The 17,869-nt window shown below is 58.6% G+C and carries 15 protein-coding genes; 10 read left to right on the top strand and 5 right to left on the bottom strand.

The features are described from left to right. Positions 1–306: 306 nt before the first annotated feature. The 8 genes from mdcA (at position 307) to mdcH (ending at position 7,357) form a co-directional block, all read left to right on the top strand. The gene (gene mdcA, locus ABLV11_RS14405) at positions 307–1,962 is read left to right on the top strand and encodes a malonate decarboxylase subunit alpha (protein WP_224330508.1); all 1,656 of its coding nucleotides are present in this window, start codon (positions 307–309) and stop codon (positions 1,960–1,962) included. Beyond that, on the top strand, positions 1,962–2,804 hold the full coding sequence (locus ABLV11_RS14400) for a triphosphoribosyl-dephospho-CoA synthase (RefSeq protein ID WP_016807961.1): 843 nt from the start codon (positions 1,962–1,964) through the stop codon (positions 2,802–2,804). The genes mdcA and ABLV11_RS14400 overlap by 1 nt, the downstream gene beginning before the upstream one ends. A gap of 17 nt (positions 2,805–2,821) precedes the next feature. Then, complete coding sequence (gene mdcC / locus ABLV11_RS14395) at positions 2,822–3,121, top strand: malonate decarboxylase acyl carrier protein (protein WP_004102520.1); 300 nt, start codon at positions 2,822–2,824, stop codon at positions 3,119–3,121. After that, positions 3,114–3,947, top strand: a complete 834-nt coding sequence (locus ABLV11_RS14390; protein WP_064344421.1) for a biotin-independent malonate decarboxylase subunit beta — start codon at positions 3,114–3,116, stop codon at positions 3,945–3,947. The genes mdcC and ABLV11_RS14390 overlap by 8 nt, the downstream gene beginning before the upstream one ends. Continuing rightward, complete coding sequence (gene mdcE, locus ABLV11_RS14385; protein ID WP_004102523.1) at positions 3,947–4,747, top strand: biotin-independent malonate decarboxylase subunit gamma; 801 nt, start codon at positions 3,947–3,949, stop codon at positions 4,745–4,747. The genes ABLV11_RS14390 and mdcE overlap by 1 nt, the downstream gene beginning before the upstream one ends. 128 nt (positions 4,748–4,875) lie before the next feature. Further along, positions 4,876–5,835 (top strand): AEC family transporter, encoded by a 960-nt coding sequence (locus ABLV11_RS14380; protein WP_064372194.1) that lies wholly within the window; start codon positions 4,876–4,878, stop codon positions 5,833–5,835. Positions 5,836–5,837: 2 nt separating this feature from the next. Then, complete coding sequence (locus ABLV11_RS14375) at positions 5,838–6,458, top strand: malonate decarboxylase holo-ACP synthase (RefSeq protein ID WP_163529241.1); 621 nt, start codon at positions 5,838–5,840, stop codon at positions 6,456–6,458. Then, a complete protein-coding gene (gene mdcH, locus ABLV11_RS14370) occupies positions 6,455–7,357 on the top strand; it encodes a malonate decarboxylase subunit epsilon (protein WP_064370116.1) in 903 nt (300 codons plus the stop codon). Before ABLV11_RS14375 ends, mdcH begins: the two co-directional genes overlap by 4 nt. Here the strand turns inward: mdcH and ABLV11_RS14365 are convergent. From ABLV11_RS14365 to ABLV11_RS14355, 3 genes are all read right to left on the bottom strand, one after another. Beyond that, positions 7,347–8,273 carry a LysR substrate-binding domain-containing protein gene (locus ABLV11_RS14365; protein ID WP_004102531.1) on the bottom strand — a complete coding sequence of 309 codons (927 nt, stop codon included), beginning with the start codon at positions 8,271–8,273 and terminating at the stop codon, positions 7,347–7,349. The genes mdcH and ABLV11_RS14365 overlap by 11 nt on opposite strands. A gap of 212 nt (positions 8,274–8,485) precedes the next feature. Continuing rightward, positions 8,486–10,141 (bottom strand): malate dehydrogenase (quinone), encoded by a 1,656-nt coding sequence (gene mqo / locus ABLV11_RS14360; RefSeq protein WP_016807963.1) that lies wholly within the window; start codon positions 10,139–10,141, stop codon positions 8,486–8,488. Positions 10,142–10,440: 299 nt separating this feature from the next. Beyond that, on the bottom strand, positions 10,441–11,346 hold the full coding sequence (locus ABLV11_RS14355; RefSeq protein ID WP_004113377.1) for an N-acetylmuramic acid 6-phosphate etherase: 906 nt from the start codon (positions 11,344–11,346) through the stop codon (positions 10,441–10,443). A gap of 377 nt (positions 11,347–11,723) precedes the next feature. On the opposite strand from ABLV11_RS14355, the gene ABLV11_RS14350 reads away from it, so the two are divergent. Together ABLV11_RS14350 and dcuR are read left to right on the top strand one after the other, a co-directional pair. Further along, positions 11,724–13,343 (top strand): sensor histidine kinase, encoded by a 1,620-nt coding sequence (locus ABLV11_RS14350; protein ID WP_016807964.1) that lies wholly within the window; start codon positions 11,724–11,726, stop codon positions 13,341–13,343. Further along, positions 13,340–14,059 (top strand): two-component system response regulator DcuR, encoded by a 720-nt coding sequence (gene dcuR / locus ABLV11_RS14345; RefSeq protein ID WP_016807965.1) that lies wholly within the window; start codon positions 13,340–13,342, stop codon positions 14,057–14,059. The genes ABLV11_RS14350 and dcuR overlap by 4 nt, the downstream gene beginning before the upstream one ends. Here dcuR and ABLV11_RS14340 read toward each other — a convergent pair. Together ABLV11_RS14340 and ABLV11_RS14335 are read right to left on the bottom strand one after the other, a co-directional pair. After that, a complete protein-coding gene (locus tag ABLV11_RS14340; protein WP_023321094.1) occupies positions 14,040–14,990 on the bottom strand; it encodes an FAD:protein FMN transferase in 951 nt (316 codons plus the stop codon). The two genes, dcuR and ABLV11_RS14340, sit on opposite strands and share 20 nt — an antisense overlap. A 65-nt stretch (positions 14,991–15,055) precedes the next feature. Next, complete coding sequence (locus ABLV11_RS14335) at positions 15,056–17,833, bottom strand: flavocytochrome c (protein ID WP_004113380.1); 2,778 nt, start codon at positions 17,831–17,833, stop codon at positions 15,056–15,058. Positions 17,834–17,869 lie beyond the last annotated feature (36 nt).

The raw sequence follows: 17,869 nt of genomic DNA, 5'->3' as shown, positions 1-17,869 counted from the left end.
GTTACACAAAATGCAGAGATGGCTTGCATAACGGGAGGTGTCCATATACGGCTAAACGCAGTGCGAGCCGGGGAGAAGCTGCGCCACCGGAAAATTCCCCCACTCTTCACTTTTATCTCTACGTCGCCTCCTCGTAGACCAATCATTCACTATCATTATTGATCGCCATCACATCTCTGCTCCACCAATCATTACTCTTACGCTAACGATTCTCCATCGGCCTTAATTGATGCCCGCCACGTCGCGACGCACACTTATTCCCACACCAGGACAATCAAAACGATTCGTCGAATCAGGAGGTTAATAATGAGTGCCGAACAAACGACGGGACGCGTCTGGAACCGTCGCCGTACGGAAAAACAGCGGCGACTGGCCGAGGCCAGGGTCTCAGGCAAAGTGATCCCCACCGACCAGCTGGTTGCGGTCCTTGAGCAGCTGCTGGCCCCCGGCGACCGCGTGGTGCTGGAAGGTAACAACCAGAAACAGGCTGATTTCCTCTCGCGGATGCTGGCGGAAGTTAACCCGCAAAAAATTCACGACCTGCATATGATTATGCCGAGCGTCGGGCGCAGCGAGCACCTGGACCTCTTCGAAAAAGGTATCGCCCGCAAGCTCGATTTCTCCTTCTCCGGTACCCAGAGCCTGCGTATTTCGCAGCTGCTGGAAGATGGCCTGCTGGAAATCGGCGCTATCCACACCTATATCGAGCTTTATTCCCGTCTTTATGTAGACCTGTCGCCGAACGTCGCGCTGATCGCCGGTTATAAAGCCGACCGCAAGGGCAACCTGTACACCGGGCCGAGCACCGAAGACACTCCGGCGCTGGTAGAAGCCGCCGCGTTTCATGACGGCATCGTTATTGCCCAGGTTAACGAACTGGTGGATGACGAATGCGATCTGCCGCGCGTGGATATCCCCGGTTCGTGGATTGACTACGTAGTCGTCGCGGATAAACCGTTCTTTATCGAGCCGCTGTTTACCCGCGATCCGCGCCTGATTAAACAGGAACATATCCTGATGGCGATGATGGCGATTAAAGGCATCTACGCCGAGCATCAGGTGCAATCCCTGAACCACGGGATCGGCTTTAACACCGCCGCCATCGAACTGCTGCTACCAACCTACGGCGAACAGCTCGGTCTGAAGGGTAAGATCTGTAAACACTGGACGCTGAATCCGCACCCGACGCTGATTCCGGCGATTGAAAGCGGCTGGGTAGAGAGCGTCCACTGCTTCGGCGGCGAGCTGGGGATGGAAGAGTACATTCGCGCGCGTCCGGATATCTTCTTTACCGGCGCCGACGGCTCCATGCGCTCCAACCGCGCCTTCTGCCAGCTGGCGGGACAGTATGCGGTAGATATGTTTATCGGTTCGACCCTTCAGGTTGACGGCTACGCTAACTCCTCCACGGTGACCCGCGGCCGCCTCTCCGGCTTCGGCGGCGCGCCGAATATGGGCCATGATCCGCACGGTCGCCGCCACGCCACGCCGGCATGGCTCAACATGATTACCGAACCGGACCCGTTGCAGCGCGGTAAAAAGCTGGTGGTACAGATGGTAGAAACGTTCCAGGCGGGCGTGAAACCGACCTTCGTGGAAAAACTTGACGCCGTTGAAGTCGCCAAAACCTCCGGGATGCCGCTGGCGCCGGTAATGATTTACGGCGATGACGTTACCCATGTACTGACCGAAGAAGGCATCGCCTATCTCTATCGGGCGGAAAGCCTTGAAGAGCGCCGGGCTATGGTAGCCGCCGTGGCCGGGATCACCGATATCGGTCTCGGCGTTGATGCCAAACGCGTGGCCGCACTGCGCCAAAGCGGCAAAGTCGTGTATCCGGAGGATATCGGTATCCGCCGCAGCGATGCCACCCGCTCCCTGCTTGCCGCCGGTAGCGTGGCCGATCTGGTTGAGTGGTCCGACGGTCTGTACAACCCACCGGCAAAATTCCGGAGCTGGTAATGAAAAAACTCTCTCCCCAGTTTGCTGAAACCCGGGCCCGCTGGCTGGCCCATACCGCCAGCGCCTGCCTCGTTGACGAGGCGCGACTCAGCCCTAAACCGGGCCTGGTCGATAGCCGCGGCAACGGCGCGCATCAGGATCTGAGCCTGGCGCTAATGGAGCGTTCAGCCCGCAGCCTGCAGCCAACGTTTCATGCGCTGGCCCAGCAGAGCTGGCTGCGGCCGGCGGACGTAGCCCTGCGTGAAACCGTTGGCCGGCTGGGCCGCGAAGGCGAAGCGCAGATGATGCAGGCGACTGCCGGGGTCAATACCCATCGCGGCGCTATCTGGGCGCTGGGCCTGCTGGTCAGCGCGACGGCGATGCTGGGAGGAGAGGGTCATGCACAGAGGATTGCGGAAACCGCCGCCGCCCTCGCCCGTCTGCCGGATGCCTGCGCGCCGAAAACTTTCAGTAAAGGCCTGCGCGCCAGCCGCCGCTGGCAGGTTCCGGGCGCGCGGGAAGAAGCGCAGCGCGCTTTTCCGCACGTCACTACCCTTGCCCTGCCGCAGCTATTGCGCAGCCGGGCCGAGGGAGCCAGTGAAGAGCAGGCCCGGCTTGATGCGCTGATGGCGATTATGACTTCGCTTAGCGATACCTGCGTGCTCTCCCGCGCCGGAATGGCGGGCCTTGAAGCGATGCGGCAAGGCGCTGGCGAGGTGCTGGCAGCGGGAGGATGTGCGACAGCCAGGGGACGCGCCGCGCTGGCGCGTCTTGATGCGCAGATGCTGGCGCAGAACGCCTCGCCGGGTGGCGCGGCGGATCTTCTTGCCGCCACCCTGTTTCTCGACCGGGTTTCCGCTTAACGCATTCAGAGGATGTTATGGAACAGATTAAATTGTCATTCCCTGCCAACCGCGCCCTCAGCGGCAAAGCGCTGGCAGGCGTTGTAGGCTCCGGCGATATGGAAGTGCTCTATACCGCCGGACAGAGCGATACGCTTAACGTAGAAATCACCACCTCCGTGGACAACAGCCAGGCGCGCTGGAACGCGCTATTCGAACGGCTGAGCCTGATTAACGGCCTGCCGGGCGGACAGCTGATCATCCACGACTTCGGCGCCACGCCCGGCGTCGCACGGATCCGTATTGAACAGGTTTTTGAGGAGGTGGCTCATGCGTAACGATCGCAGCTTTATTGAACTCCGCGCTCGTGAACGCGCCCGCACCCTGCTGGATGACGGCAGCTATCGCGAACTGCTGGATCCTTTCGACGGCATCATGTCGCCGTGGCTCGGCGCGCAGGGCATCGTCCCGCAATCCGACGACGGTATGATTGTTGCAAAAGGGACCATCAATGGCCAGCCGGCGGTGGTGATTGCCATTGAAGGTACCTTCCAGGGCGGCAGCATGGGTGAGGTCTCCGGCGCGAAAATGGCCGCCGCCCTTGAGCTGGCGGCGGAAGATAACCGCAACGGTATTCCCACTCAGGCCGTGCTGTGTCTGGAAACCGGCGGCGTGCGCCTGCAGGAAGCCAACCTGGGCCTTGCTGCCATCGCCGATATTCATGCCGCAATAGTCGACCTGCGCCGCTATACCCCGGTGGTCGGCATCGTTGCCGGCACCGTCGGCTGCTTCGGCGGAATGTCCATCGCCGCGGCGCTGTGTAGCTACCTGATTGTCACCCGTGAAGCGCGTCTGGGCCTCAACGGGCCGCAGGTTATCGAGCAGGAAGCGGGGATTGAAGAGTATGACTCCCGCGACCGTCCGTTTATCTGGAGCATGACCGGCGGCGAAATTCGCTACGCCAGCGGCCTGGTCGATGCCCTGGTAGGCGATGGTATCAACGCGGTGAAAAGCGCGATGAACGAGGCGATCGCCAAAGGCGTGCCCGCGCAGCATCGCAGCGACAAATATGAAGATTTCCTGACCCGTTTGACCCGATTCGATACCCGCCAGCAGGCGGACACCGCGCAGATCAAACAGCTATTCGCCCGGGAGGTGAAATAATGAGCCAGTTCACTAATCGCGCCGCGCTGTGGCTAAATCAGCTGGCGCCGAATGCCCCGCTAATGACCGGTCTGTGCCCATCGGTGCAGGTTGCCGACGCCGATTTTAACGGTGAAAGCGCCCGTTTTATCGCCGTGGTACCGGATGCTAATAACCATTACCCACGCGCCGCTCAGGGTGAAGTTGGCCTGCTCGAAGGCTGGACGCTGGCAAAAGTGGTCAACGAAACCCTCGACGCCGATGCCGATAAAACGGTGAAGCGCCCGATTATCGCGGTTATCGATGTCCCCAGCCAGGCCTATGGCCGTCGCGAAGAAGCATTTGGTATTCATCAGGCGCTGGCCGGCGCCGCAGGCGCATACGCGAAGGCGCGTCTTGCCGGGCATCCGGTGATTGGCCTGATCGTCGGCAAAGCGATGTCCGGGGCGTTTCTCGCCCACGGCTACCAGGCTAATCGACTGATCGCATTTAACGACGCCGGGGTACTGGTGCATGCGATGGGTAAAGAGTCGGCCGCGCGGATCACCCTGCGTACCGTTGAAGCGCTGGAGAAACTGGCGGCAACCATTCCGCCTATGGCTTATGACGTCAGCAACTACGCGACGCTCGGCCTGCTCTCCGCTCTGCTGGATATCAGTAATCCTGACGCACCGGACGCCCGCGATCTGACGCTGGTCACCGACACCCTGCGCGACGCCATCGCTGACGCCCGCCGGGATGCCTCACTGAAGTGCCGCCTTGGCGCGGAGAACCGCCGTAGTTCCCAACTAGTACGCGATCGCATGCGCGCCAGCTGGTAGTCAGTCCCTAAGTAGAAGAAAACCTGCCGGAAGCGGCCACCCGGGGCGCCATCGAGCGCTCCGGGAAGGAACCGCTTTTAGAAATTATAACAATCGCGCCAGTACTCTTTTTCATTTACAGGTGATATATGACTTATGTGATTATTCATGCCCTCGCGCCGATTTTTGTCATCATGCTGCTGGGCTTCTGGGCCGGCAAGGCCAAAATGGTCGATAACAAAAACGTCTCTTTACTCAATATTTTCGTGATGGATTTTGCCCTCCCCGCGACGCTGTTTAGCGCCACGGTGCAAACCCCATGGAACGGTATCGTCGCGCAATCGCCGCTGGTACTGGTACTGACCGGGGCCATGTGGATTACCTATGCGGCCATCTACTTCCTCGCTACCCGCGTATTCAAGCGCTCGCCGCAGGATGCCGCCGTGTTGACCCTGACCGTAGCGCTGCCTAACTACGCCGCTCTTGGTCTGCCGATTCTGGGCAGCGTGCTCGGCGAAGGCGCATCAACATCCCTCTCCGTCGCCGTTTCCATCGCTTGCGGCTCGGTACTGATGACGCCGTTCTGTCTGCTGATTCTGGAGCGTGAAAAAGCGCTCGCCGCCGGCGAGAACAGCGGTTCGACGCTGGCGATGCTGCCGGTACTGATGTGGCGTTCAGTGAAAAAACCGATAGTCTGGGGGCCTCTGCTGGGGGTTGTCCTTTCGGCGATCGGTCTCAAAATGCCGGAGCTGCTGCTGGCCTCTATTAAACCGCTGGGCCTGGCGGCGACCGCCGCGGCGCTGTTCCTGACCGGTGTCATTCTGTCGGCGCGTAAGCTGCAGCTCAATGCGCTGATTGCCACTTCCACTCTCGTCAAACTGCTGGTTCAACCGTTTATCGCCTGGGGTCTGGTGATGCTGCTGGGGCTGCACGGTTCTATCGCCATTACCGCCATTCTGATGATTGCGCTGGCGGCCGGTTTCTTCGGCGTGGTCTTCGGCAACCGCTTTGGCGTACAGTCGCCGGATGCGGAAGCGGTGCTGCTGTTAAGCTCGGTTCTGTGTATCCTGTCGCTGCCGCTGTTTATCACTTTAACTTCAGGGATCTAACGATGCTATCAACGCCGCGTCCTCACGATTTAGTCTGGTTGAATAGTGCCGCCGCGCTGGAGGCGATCGAGGAACATTGGGTCGCTCAGCACTGGCGCACCAGCCTGCCGGTGGTGGTACGACGCGACGTTGACATCAGCGCCCGCATTCCGGTGGGCGTGCGGGGCATGAAGCGCGAAGAGCGCGCTGCGGGGTGGGTACGGATGGAGAATATCGTCCGAACCATTACCCCGGAAACGCTCGCCGATCGCCTGCTGCTTCTGCGTTCGCCGTTTGTCTCTCAGCCGCCGGTACAGGCGGCGATATCACTGACCTTGCACGACTGGCCGTGGCGCTGGGGCATTACCGGCAGTACCGGCTATGCGCTGGCCACCGAAATTCCCGTGCTTCACGCCGCCAGCGATCTCGATCTGCTGATCCGCGCGCCGCAGCCGCTCGACCGCGAAGCGCTGCTCGCCTGGCAGTCCCGCGTCGCCCGTCTGCCCTGCCGGGCGGATACCCAGGTCGAAACGCCTGCAGGGGCATTCGCGTTAAACGAGTGGCTACGAGATGGCCGCACCCTGCTGAAAACGTCCCGCGGCGCGCGCCTGACCGCTACGCCATGGAACAGGGAGGAAGCATGAAAATTCTCTTTACCTTTCCCGGTCAGGGAAACCAGCGGCCGGATATGCTCGCCGCCCTTCCCGACCGCCAGAACATCCTTGCCGAGGCGCGTACCGTGCTCGGCGATGAAGTAGACCATTTAGATACCGCCGCTGCGTTAAAACATACCCGTGCAGTGCAGCTGTGCTTGCTGATCGCAGGCGCAGCCTGGGCGCGGGAGCTACAGCGTCAAGGTGTGAAGCCGGACATGGTTAGCGGCCTGTCGATAGGGGCTTTCCCGGCGGCTGTCATTGCCGGCGCGCTGGATTTCACCGACGCCCTGCGGCTGGTGGCGCTGCGCGGCGATTTAATGGAGCAGGCTTATCCCCACGGCTACGGGCTTACCGCGATTATGGGCCTGACGCTCAACCGCGTGGAAAAGCTGATTGCCGATAGCGACCTCTATATTGCCAACCTTAACGCTGAAACGCAGATTGTCATTGCCGGACGCGACGACGAGATGGCCCGCGTGGCTCAGCTGGCGCTGGCGGCTGGCGCCAGTAAAGCTCAGCGGCTGGCGGTTAGCGTCCCTTCCCACTGCGCGCTGCTGAATGAACCGGCGGCTAAGCTGGCAAAAGCCTTCGCTGACGTCACGCTGCAACGACCGTGCTGTGCGTATCTGAGCGGCTCCACGGCGCGCGTTTTATGGGACCCATTAAAAATCGCCGACGATCTGGCGCTGAATATGGCGCGAACCGTGCGCTGGCAGGAAGCGATGATCGCCGCTGATGAACGGGACGCGCGGCTGGCAATCGAGATGCCGCCCGGCGGCGTGCTAACCTGCCTCACCCGCCAGGCGGGCTGGCGGGGAGAGAGCATTTCGCTGGAGCGCAGCGGTATCGACGTCGCCCGTCACCTGGCAAACCGGCTTAATGGCTAAGGCTGCGGGCGTACATCCGCCCTTCCGCCGCCAGCGCCAGCAGGTCGGCGTCGCGCTCGCGATGGTGTGAGTAGACAATGGAGATCAGCTGGCGCATCTGATAGGGCTCCGCCAGCTTCAACAGCTGAACGTCATTTTCATACACCTTTTTCATTCGTCCCGGCAGTAGCGCAAAGCCCACGCCCGCCTGCACCAGGCTAATCATCGAAAAAATATCGTTAACCCGGGTGACGATTTCAGGTTGAAATCCCGCCACCTGAAAAGCGTCCTGAAATCCGGCATAGGTGGCAAACCCTTCCGCCAGAGAAACGAATTTACGCCGCGCATAGTCGCGCAGCTCGGCGGGCGTTGAGGTGTCCAGTTGTTCCGTCGCCGGGGCGGCAAGAAAGATATCATCCTCAAACAGCGGGACCACATCAAAAGCTGAATTGTTGAATTCACCTTCGTTGGTGGCGATCAGGATCGCATCGAGCGCGTCATCTTCCAGCATATCCAGCAGCATCTGATTGGAACCCATGGTGAGATCCAGTTCCAGTTCCGGCCGCCGCAGCTTCATGCCCATAATAATGCGCGGTACGGTTTCAAGGGTCAGAGAGTAAAGCGTGCCGATTCGCAGCCGCCCTTGTCCGACACCCGCTACTTTACGCGTGGCTTCCAGTCCGCGGGTCATCAGGCTGATCACGTCCTGGCAGTACTCCAGCAGCGTCCACGCCGCCGGGAGGGGCAGCAGGTTGCGCCCTTTGTGAATAAACAGCGGGCAGCCAACGCCCTCTTCCAGCGTATGCAGCGCCCGGTGGACGCTAACGCCGCTCAGCTGCATTGATTCTGCGGTTCGGGCAATATTGCCCTTTGCCATAAACATCATAAATACCGACAGCTTGCGGAAGGTGATGTCCTGATTAATATCGTCTTTCATTGCCCCGGGCTCCGCTTTTCGGTCTTCATTCGCATTTTCTTTTGTGATTTCAAGACAGTATAACCGCAATTCACGATTGAAGGATTAGCCGGAAGGGGGATATCGCCGGGGGAAGAGATTTTAGCAATTTAGCGTTTTCGCCGGGCAGCGAAGAGAGGCCAGTAAGCCCGGTGAGGCGTCAGCCGCCACCGGGCAATGTCAACGACGTGGGCTTACAGCGCCATATCGTGCTGCGGCGATGTTTCCGCCTTCGGCTCTGCCGGTTTGGCGGTCATTACCGGAGCGGAGACGTTCATTTCAATCACCGGCGGTTTGGTGAGCTGTAGCGCCGCTGCGGTATCATCCCACACCTGCTGGGTCAGCGCGACGTTGCCGTTCAGCTTCTGGCCATAGCTCGGTACGATATCGCGAATGCGGCTCTGCCATTCCGGGGAATTAAACTGCGCCGGGAACATCTGCTTGATCACGTTCAGGGCAATCGGCGCGGCGGTGGAAGCCCCCGGCGAAGCGCCCAGCAGCGCGGAGATGGTTTTCTGTTCATCCACCACCACTTCGGTACCCAACTTCAGTACGCCGCCCTTCTCGGCATCTTTTTTGATGATCTGCACGCGCTGGCCAGCCTGAATCAGCTTCCAGTCCTCTCTGCGCGCGCCAGGATAGTACTCTTTCAGCGCGGCAAAGCGGTCATCGTCGCTGAGCATCACCTGGCTGATGAGGTATTTCACCAGGTCAAAGTTATCCAGACCGACATGAGTCATCGGCAGCACGTTACTGGTCGTCGTGGTGCTCAGCAGGTCGAGGAAGGAACCGTTTTTCAGGAACTTAGTTGAGAAGGTCGCAAACGGCCCAAACAGCACCACGCGCTTGCCGTCGAGGAAGCGGGCATCAAGGTGCGGCACCGACATCGGCGGCGCGCCAACCGAAGCCTGACCGTAAACTTTTTGACGATGCTCGTTGGTTACCGCCGGGTTTTCGGTCATCAGGAAGGAGCCGCCCACCGGGAAACCGGCGTAGTTATCCGCCTCCGGAATACCGGTTTTTTGCAGTAATTTCAGAGCACCGCCGCCGGCGCCGATAAATACGTATTTCGCATCGATCGCCCGCTCTTCGCCGCTATTAACGTTTTTGATTGTCACGTGCCAGGAATTATCAGCATTGCGTTTAAAGGCGGTCACTTCAGAAGACGTTTGCAGGGTGAAGTTGTTATTTTTCTTCAGACTACCGATCAGCTGGCGGGTTATTTCCCCATAGTTAACGTCGGTACCCACCGGTGTCCAGGTCGCCGCCACGCGCTGCTGCGGATCGCGACCTTCCATGACCAGCGGCGCCCACTGTTTTATTTGTTGGTGATCGGTGGAGAATTTCATCCCCTGAAATAAGGTTGTTTGCTGCAGCGCGGCATAGCGCTTTTGCAGATAATCCACGTTATCGCCCCAGACAAAACTCATATGTGGGGTGGAGTTAATAAAGGAGTGCGGATCGTGCAAAATGCCGCGTTTGACCTGCGCCGTCCAGAACTGGCGGGAGATCATAAATTGTTCGTTAATATCCAGCGCTTTGCTGACGTCAATGGTGCCATCCGGGCGTTCCGGCGTATAGTTCAGCTCCATATTCGCGGAGTGCCCGGTACCGGCATTGTTCCAGCCGTTAGAGGACTCCAGGGCGACGCCATCCAGCTTCTCAACCATGACCTGATTCCAGTCCGGCTGTAACTCATGCAGCCAGGTTCCCAGCGACGCGCTCATGATGCCGCCGCCGATCAGCAGGAAATCGGTTTTTTTCGAGGTATCGTCATTTGCGAAGGTCGCCGAGCTGACGAACATCGCTAATGCGGTCATAGATATAATCGTATTTTTAATTGCAGGCATAATAGAAATATCACATAGCACAAGTGTAATAAGAGCCTGCATATTAACGCACTTTTACTTTATTTTAAAATGTCATTTACACATTCGCACGCATAGCTAATTATTGTTAACCTGGTTTTTTAACTTAAAAAAGTAAAATATTGCCCAAAGCAATAAATATGCATCGGATGGTTTATTTACAACCCGCAAAATTAAATCAGAGTAAACGGATGGTTAGTGAGGAATAATATTGCCGTACCGGAGGAATGATATTGCCTTCATCGGCGCGTATTGCGGAAATACGCGCCGCCAGGTTAAGTTCAGGCCACCGGCTGCGCTGCCCGTAGCGCAATCCGCAGACTGTCGTTATGCTCTGCCAGCAGCTCGCGCGCCTGCCAGGCATCCAGCCCGCTGAGAAGCATCAAGATTGCCGTCCGGCAGTGCTGATTGCAGCTGGCCAGCGCGGCTTTGGCCTCACTGCGCGAGCACGCCGTCGCCGCCATTACGATGGCAATCTGCCGCTCGGCCCAGCGCGGCGTGCTGGCCTGCAGATCGACGCGCAGGTTTTCGTACACTCGCCCGCTACGAATAGCCAGCCCGGTGGTCAGCATATTGAGGATCTGTCGCTGCGCAATTTGCGCCTTCGGATTGCCAAAGCCAGCCACCGCTTCCGGCCCGGTTTGCGGGGCGATAATAATATCCGCCAGCTGGGCGGCTTCGCTATTGGCCTGCTGCGTCAGAACCGCAATTGGCGCGCCCAGCGACCAGGCATGACGCATCGCCCCCCAGACCCACGGCGTCTTGCCGCTTACCGTCAGCGCCAGCAGCATATCCTGGTTGCTGAACTGTAACGCCTGTAGTTCAAAGGCGCCAAGATCGTAATCATTCGCCGCGGTTTCCATCTCCTGCAGCGCAGCGGCAGGGCCGCCGGCGATAAGTCCGACCAGCGAATGTTTCCCCTCCGGCGTAAACTCACTTACCGTCTGCACGGCGGCACGACCTGACGCCCCGGCACCGATAATCACCAGTCGCCCTCCCCGACTCAGCGTCGCCGTGGCGTTATCAATCAGGCGCGCGATCTCCGGCAAACATGCTTCGACCGCTTCGGCAATCTGCCGATCGTCCTTATTCAGCAGCGTCAGCATATCGAGGGTGGCAAGACTCTCTATATGGGTCGTTTCAGGGTGGCGTCGTTCCATCATTGAAGCGGTTGGCTTACTGCTCATAAAAACCTCCGTTTAGAACCGAAAGAACCTTCGGGGGCGAAAGCGCTGGCCTGCGGCAAACCCTTTCATTGACCATGGCTATTAATTGCAGTGTAAAGCTTTCATGACGCGCTTTACCGCCACGGGAGTCACAGTTTTGCCCCCCTGAAGCCATTCAGCCATCGACTGGTCGTTATTCAGGCAATGGTCCGTTGAGCGCAATGATTTTTAACCAGGAAAATATCCGGCACACTTCGCCCGCAGGAAACATCCGGAATAAACCCCACCGCGATCTTCAACGCTGGCGTATCAGAGTTATTTGGCTTTTATTACACGGCTTTATGAAAGCCATGCATTCAGCGATAATACGCATCTAACCGTTTTATCCTGGGGTCGGTATGAATGAATTAGCGCAGCAGGCAGCGCCCGCGCGTAAACGCCCGATGAGTATGAAGCTGAGCACCGCCGTGACCTTAATGATTGGCAGCGTCATCGGTTCCGTATTGATTCTGGTCTACGCCCTGTGGTTTATGCAGATAAGCGGCGCAACCCGCGATGGCGTCAAGGATACGGCGCTGGCGGTGGCGCGGACGCTGGCCGACTCCCCGGAAGTTAAGCGGGGTCTGACGCTGCCGCCTGAACGCGGAATCATTCAGCCGCTGGCTCTGGCCGTCAGCAAACGCAATGGCCTGCTGTTTGCCGTCGTGACCGATATGGACGGGATTCGCTACTCGCATCCTGATGGCCAGATTATCGGCAAACCCTTTATCGGCGATGACATCCTGCCTACGCTGAAGGGCAAAGAGAATGTAGCCGTCAATCACGGCGTGCTGGCCCCCGCGCTGCGGGTATTCACCCCGGTCTTTGATGATAGCCGCCGGCAAATCGGCGTGGTGGCGATTGGTATTTCGCTGAGCAAAGTCGATACGCAGATCGCCGACAGCCGCTGGGATGTGCTCCTCACCGTACTGTTCAGCGCGCTGGTTTGCGCCGTCGGTACCTGGAGCCTGGTTCGCGGCCTGAAGCGCGTTCTGCTGGGCCTCGAGCCGCAAGAGATCTCAACGCAGTTCCAGCAACGCCAGGCGATGCTGCATTCATTAAAAGAGGGGGTGGTGGCGGTAGATGCCGACGGCAAGGTGACGCTGATTAACCCCGCCGCGCGCGACGTTCTGTTTAGCGGCCCTGGACGCGATATCGCGCAAACGCCGCTGCTGGCTGATTTGCAGGAAGTTTTACATACCGGCGAGCCGATCTACGATCGGGAGCTCGGCTGTAATGGTCTGCTGCTGATCAGTAATACGGTGCCAGTCCGCAGTCAGGATGAGGTGGTCGGCGCGATTAGTACCTTCCGCGACAAGACCGAAGTCAGCCAGCTGCTGCAGCGGCTTGACGGGATGGTGAACTATGTCGACGCCCTGCGCACCACCTCACATGAGTTTATGAACAAGCTGCACGTAATTCTCGGCCTGTTGAATATGAAAAGCTACGATAAGCTTGAAGAGTACGTGCTGCAGACCGCCCACACCTATCAGGCGGATATCGGCGAAATCCAGCATCGGATCAAATCGCCAGTGGTGGCCGGCTTTTTGATCGGCAAAATACAGCGCGCCAAGGAGCGAGGTTTTACCCTCACCCTTGCCGAAGAGAGCCTGGTGCCGGACTGCCCGAATGAAAAACAGGTCACCGTGCTGGTCACGGTGCTGGGCAACTTAATCGAGAACGCGCTGGATGCTATGAGCGGCCAGGCCGAAGGCGAAGTCGGCCTGCTGCTGCATTATCAGAACGGCTGGCTGAGCGGCGAAGTCAGCGATGATGGCCCCGGCATCCCGGCAGACTTTATCGAGGATATTTTTAATAAAGGCTTCTCCACCAAAGGCGAAAATCGCGGCGTCGGGCTGTTTCTCGCCAGCCAGCAGCTTCGTGAACTGGGCGGGTCGCTGGCCGTAGAATCCGAGCCCGGTGTGTTTACCCAATTTTTTGTTCACCTCCCCTGGGACAGTAAAAGGAAAAGTGCGTGATAAATGTGTTAATTGTTGACGATGATGCCATGGTTGCTGAACTGAACCGCCTGTACGTGGGACGAGTCAGCGGCTTCCGCTGTAGCGGCACCGCGTCTACGTTGAGTAAAGCCAGGGAGATGATTAACGACAAGGATCTGGAGATAGACCTGGTGCTGCTGGATGTCTATATGCAGCAGGATAGCGGCCTGGATCTGCTGCCCGCTATCCGCGCCTCGGGACGGGCCATCGACGTGATTATGATCACCTCAGCCGCTGACGCCGCGACGGTTCAGGCTTCTATGCGCTACGGCGTGGTGGACTATCTGATCAAACCCTTCCAGTTTCCGCGTTTTGAAGAGGCCCTGACTGCCTGGCGCGAAAAACGTAAGCTGATGACCGGTCAACCCTATTACGAACAAGCGGACGTTGACCGGCTGCTGCACGGCAATGTGCCGGATGCCGCGGATGCCCGTAAATTGCCGAAAGGCTTAACCCCGCAGACGCTGCGCACCCTCTGTCAGTGGATTGATGCCCACCCGGACGTAGAGTTTTCCACCGACGAACTGGCGGCGGCGGTGAACATATCTCGGGTCTCGTGCCGTAAATATCTGATTTGGCTGGCGCAAATTAACATTCTCTATACCAGCATTCATTATGGCGCCACCGGACGTCCAGTGTATCGCTATCACCTGATAGCCGAGCAGTACAATCTGCTTAAGCAGTACAGTCACTAAGCCGGTAGCCGTCATCCAGCAGCTGAAAGCGGAACCGGCGCTGTGAAGAGAGGATAACGTCGCGGTTTTTGGTAACGAAAATCGCTTCGATATCCTCACGCTGGCGCAGGGCCGCGCAGCCTTTCTCCACGCCAAGGCCATAAATCAGGGTCGTCCAGATATCGCCGTCCAGCGAGTCGGCGGAAATAATGGTTACGCTTTCCAGCTCATTATCCAGCGGATAACCGCTGCGCGGATCGAGTATATGGTGACAGCGTTTGCCATCCTGCTCGAAATAGCGTTCGTAAATGCCCGAGGTCACCACCGACTGCCCCGCCACCGCAATGCTGCCGATCAGCGCATCCGCCGCTGAGTACGGCTTTTTCAGCCCGATAGACCACTCACCGAGCGTGTGGACGTTGCCGCCGAGATTAATCAGCGCGGCGTTTATGCCTTGCTGCTGCAAATAGTCGCGCACCCGATCGGCGATATAGCCTTTGGCAATCGCCCCCAGATCGATCTCCATCCCCGTCCGCGCAAGGTAGACGCTACTGGCGGCATCATCGAGGATCACATCCTGCGGACGCGTTAGCGCCAGCCGGGCGGCAATATCGGGTGCCGCGGGCACGCTGCGGCCCTGAAAGCCGATGCGCCACAGCTTCACCAGCGGGCCAATCGCCAGGTTAAACGCGCTGTCGCGCACCATGCTGGCGGCTTTGGCGCATTTGATCAGCGCGTAGACCGGACGGCTTACCGTCACCGGATGCCGCCCGGCGGCCTGGTTGATATCCATCACCTGGGAGTGCGCGCGGTTAACGGTGAAAAGATCTTCGTAGCCCTTAATCAGCTGAAAAACGCGTGAAGCGAGCGGTTCATCGTGAACGTAGAGCTTGAGGAGAATGGGCGAACCCATCAGCACGGCGGAGTAGCTGTAGACGCGGTTGTCGGACATATCATACTCCTGAGAGATAAGAAGCCGGGCCGTCTATTTGCCAGCCCGGCAGGTGTCGCTGACGCTTAACCTCTGGCGCGTTTCGCCGCCTGATGGCCCGCGAGGGTACCGAAGATAATGATATCGGCCACTGCGTTACCGCCGATGCGGTTACCGCCGTGGATGCCGCCAACCACTTCACCTGCGGCAAAAGCGCCCGCAATCGGCTGTTGACCGGCGTTCAATACCGCGGTTTCCGTATTGATGGTCACGCCACCCATCGTGTGGTGAACCCCCGGGGCGATGCGAATCGCATGGTACGGGCCTTCATTAATCGGCGCGCGCAGCGCGGTAGTGCGGCCAAAATCATCGTCATGCTGTTTTTCAACAAAGCCATTATAGCGTTCCAGCGTATCGAGGAAGGCATGGTAATCCATCCCCAGTTTCTCCGCCAGCTGGCGCGGCGAGCTGGCGCTGGTGACGAAACCTTTAGCAATGTACTCGTCGGCGGCTTTGTTTTTCGCCCGGACGTGCTCGTCAAAGATGATATAAGCGAAGTGCTCCGGCAGCGCGATAATCGCGGCGGAAACCTTATCGCGGGTCTCCATTTCGTTGAAGAAGCGGTTGCCCTGCTGGTTCACCAGAATCGCCCCGCCGCCGCGGATCGACTCGGAAATCAGATACGAGGTTTGCTGCTCGACGGTCGGGTGAATCTGGATTTCGCCCATATCCACCGTCCCGGCCCCGATGCGTTCAAGCAGCGCGATACCGCCGCCGGTCGCCCCTCTATGGTTGGTGGTCACGAAGCCGGCCAGATCCGGGCGGTATTTCACCACCATCGCGCTGTTGGCGCTGAAGCCGCCGGTAGCCACGACAATGCTCTTCGTCTGTACCACAACGGTTTCTTGTTCATCGTTAAGCAGGCGTACGCCGCTCACCTCATCGTCGGTCATCAGGATCTCTTCAACCGACGTATCCAGCAGGACATCGATCCCGCGTTTAGTGATATTACGCACCAGGCCGCTGATCAGGTAGCCGCCGACCGCCGACCCGTCGCGCGGACGGTGGGTGCGGTCGATGCTCATCCCGCCGGTAGTGGTGATATCGTTAAGCATAATGCCGCGACGCGCCAACCACTCAATGGCTTCCGGCGCATTTTCCACGAAGCGGCGCAGCAGCTGCGGGTCGTTTTTGTTCTTACCGCCTTTCAGCGTTTCCTGGTAAAACAGCTCTTTGCTATCTTCAATACCTTTCACGCGCTGGAAGCGGGTCTCTGCGGCGTTCATCCCGGCTGAAGCTTTAATCGTGTTGCCGCCAATGGTCGGCATTTTTTCAACGATCAGCACGCTCGCGCCTTCATCGTGCGCCTGAATCGCCGCCGCCAGCCCGGCTCCGCCGCTGCCGACCACCACCACATCGTAGCTTTTCGGCGCCGCTTCGCCCGCGCCCTCTTCGGCGGCCAGCGCTTTACTGGACTTCAGCATCGCTTTGGACACCGCTTTTTTCACCGCTTCGCTCTGGCTGGTTGCGCCGGAAATCGCATCCACGTGCGGGGTATTAGCGCTGAGAATACGTTCGCGGATCTCTTCAAAGCTGGTGGTGAACTCGACGGTCTGCACCGGGCTTGCCGCCAGCTCGATATCGGCGATGCGGTCGTTTTCAAGGCTGACGTTGATAACCAGCTCGTTGGCGTCGTCCTGAACGGTTTCGACGAACATCCCCGGTTTGAATTTGGCGTCGCCCATGCTCATATCGCGGATCATTGCCTCCACCAGCGAGAAGCGCCACAGCGGTTCCGGGATGTTCAGAGCTTCACGCTGGGTGCTGTCAATAAACAATTCCAGCTCTTCGCCGGCGGCAATGCGCGCCGCCCAGTCAGGGTAAGCAATGCAGGCACGCCCCACCGCCATCAGATCATAGCCATGATCCAGCCCCTGCTCCGCATCGGCTGCGTTAACGACCCCGCCCACGCCCATCACCGGCACCTGAGCCAGGGTTTCAGAGCGCATGGCGCAATATTTTTCAATTAGCGGCGTGGGATCGGTGGTATCGACAATCGACGGGCGCAGCGTTGCGCCAACGGAGAAGTGGAGATAATCCACGCCGCGGGCGGCCAGCTTTTCCAGCAGATACAGGGTGTCATCAAAACGGATGCCCGGGACTTCCATCTCTTCCGGGGAGAAACGATAGCCGATGATAAAGGCATCGTCGGCGTACTGGCGGGCCATTTTATGAGTGATATCCAGCACTGCCAGCGGGAATTTCGCTCGATTGTCGCGGCTGCCGCCCCACTCGTCGTCGCGCTGGTTAGAGTTTGGCGAATAAAATTGCTGGATCAGATAGGTATTCGCGCCGTGAATTTCTACGCCGTCGAACCCGGCCAGAATAGCGCGGCGCACGCCGTCGCCAAACTTCGCGATCATGCCTTCAACTTCATCACCGCTCAGCGCGCGCGGCGTCGCAGCGCCATCGCGCGGCGCGGCAATGGCGCTGGGCGCGACCGGCTGGCGTCCGCCGATAAGCTGCGGATCGACCATCCGGCCGCCGTGGTAAATCTGCAGAATCGCTTTTGAGCCTTCCGCTTTGATAGCGGCGGCGATTTTCGCCAGTCCGGCTATTTTTTCATCGTTATCGATGCCGATAGCGCCCGGGAACGCCAGGCCGTAATCATCGATAAAGCAGCATTCAACAATGATGGTGCCGATACTGCCGGCGCGAGCGCGATAGTACTCCACCAGTTCGCTGGTTACGGTTCCGTCAAAATAACCGGTACAGGTTGTCATCGGCGCCATTAACAGGCGGTTTTTAAGCTCGGTACCGTTCGGTAAAGTAAAAGGACGCAAAATTCGTGGATAACTGGTCATAATGACGCTCCAGATTATAAATATTAAAAATTGAGA

Source organism: Klebsiella sp. GW_Kp181 (assembly GCF_040062315.1).
GTDB classification, from domain to species: Bacteria; Pseudomonadota; Gammaproteobacteria; order Enterobacterales; family Enterobacteriaceae; genus Klebsiella; species Klebsiella oxytoca.
This window is presented reverse-complemented; position numbering and strand designations above follow the sequence as displayed.

Coding starts and splice junctions, on each gene's coding strand:
- mdcE (WP_004102523.1), top strand. CDS start 3,947: ATGAGCCAGTTCACTAATCGCGCCGCGCTGTGGCTAAATCAGCTGGCG.
- ABLV11_RS14380 (WP_064372194.1), top strand. CDS start 4,876: ATGACTTATGTGATTATTCATGCCCTCGCGCCGATTTTTGTCATCATG.
- ABLV11_RS14340 (WP_023321094.1), bottom strand. CDS start 14,990: ATGTCCGACAACCGCGTCTACAGCTACTCCGCCGTGCTGATGGGTTCG.
- mqo (WP_016807963.1), bottom strand. CDS start 10,141: ATGCCTGCAATTAAAAATACGATTATATCTATGACCGCATTAGCGATG.
- ABLV11_RS14375 (WP_163529241.1), top strand. CDS start 5,838: ATGCTATCAACGCCGCGTCCTCACGATTTAGTCTGGTTGAATAGTGCC.
- mdcC (WP_004102520.1), top strand. CDS start 2,822: ATGGAACAGATTAAATTGTCATTCCCTGCCAACCGCGCCCTCAGCGGC.
- mdcH (WP_064370116.1), top strand. CDS start 6,455: ATGAAAATTCTCTTTACCTTTCCCGGTCAGGGAAACCAGCGGCCGGAT.
- ABLV11_RS14365 (WP_004102531.1), bottom strand. CDS start 8,273: ATGAAAGACGATATTAATCAGGACATCACCTTCCGCAAGCTGTCGGTA.
- ABLV11_RS14335 (WP_004113380.1), bottom strand. CDS start 17,833: ATGACCAGTTATCCACGAATTTTGCGTCCTTTTACTTTACCGAACGGT.
- ABLV11_RS14400 (WP_016807961.1), top strand. CDS start 1,962: ATGAAAAAACTCTCTCCCCAGTTTGCTGAAACCCGGGCCCGCTGGCTG.
- ABLV11_RS14355 (WP_004113377.1), bottom strand. CDS start 11,346: ATGAGCAGTAAGCCAACCGCTTCAATGATGGAACGACGCCACCCTGAA.
- ABLV11_RS14390 (WP_064344421.1), top strand. CDS start 3,114: ATGCGTAACGATCGCAGCTTTATTGAACTCCGCGCTCGTGAACGCGCC.
- mdcA (WP_224330508.1), top strand. CDS start 307: ATGAGTGCCGAACAAACGACGGGACGCGTCTGGAACCGTCGCCGTACG.
- ABLV11_RS14350 (WP_016807964.1), top strand. CDS start 11,724: ATGAATGAATTAGCGCAGCAGGCAGCGCCCGCGCGTAAACGCCCGATG.